Origin of the sequence: Embleya sp. NPDC056575, assembly GCF_042793325.1 — a bacterium.
Taxonomy (GTDB): domain Bacteria; phylum Actinomycetota; class Actinomycetes; order Streptomycetales; family Streptomycetaceae; genus Embleya.
Genome location: NZ_JBHTVA010000191.1, coordinates 397 through 701 on the forward strand (window position 1 = coordinate 397; position 305 = coordinate 701).

Annotated in this window: 1 pseudogene; it reads right to left on the bottom strand. The window is 68.2% G+C overall.

The window, feature by feature from the left end:
* A pseudogene (locus ACFRCG_RS48660) lies at positions 1 to 305 on the bottom strand (hypothetical protein); the annotation flags it as partial.

Below are 305 nucleotides of genomic sequence, written 5' to 3' on the forward strand. Positions count from 1 at the left end.
GCATCCTTCCGTGCCTTGACCCAGTCGTCCCGGAAGTTGCTCCGCCGAAGCTGCCCGACTGCGGTCCGACGAACACGTGACCGTCCTGTCCAGCAGCGGCGTAGTGCTCCAGGTGGAGCGTAATCGCGTCGACCAGCTCACCGGGGAAGGAGACCGTGCACACCCCCGCGGCCGACTTGGGCGCCTTGTCGAAGAGGCGCCCGTCCTGCAACTCGGCCTGTGCCCGTCGGATCACGACCAGGCGGCCGGTCAGGTCGATGTCCTTGCGACGCAGCGCGGCCAACTCGCCGAAGCGGAGAGTCGTG